This window comes from Fructilactobacillus sp. X2R1C1, assembly GCF_059901435.1.
Genome location: NZ_JBWXUV010000173.1, coordinates 1 through 231 on the forward strand (window position 1 = coordinate 1; position 231 = coordinate 231).

1 protein-coding gene is annotated in these 231 nt (G+C 52.4%); it reads left to right on the forward strand.

The window, feature by feature from the left end; translation table 11 throughout:
- Positions 1-199: UvrD-helicase domain-containing protein (locus AC6UDG_RS07935; RefSeq protein ID WP_500707025.1), on the forward strand; the 199-nt coding region annotated here is incomplete at its 5' end.
- Positions 200-231 lie beyond the last annotated feature (32 nt).

A 231-nucleotide genomic window follows, 5' to 3' on the forward strand; every position in this document is an offset into this window, starting at 1 on the left:
GTATCTGGTCAACCCCGCCCCCAGCATGTGCGACTATGTCATCGTGGATGAAGCCCAGGACCTTAGTGTCCTCCAGTGGAAGGTCGTCCAGAAGCTTTGCCATGAAGCCACCATCCAAGTACATATTGCCGGAGACGATGATCAGTGTATACACGAATGGAATGGGGCCGCGCCCTCTCTTTTCATTGACCTTGAATAAGATCATTACGCAGTACTCGGACAGTCCTACCG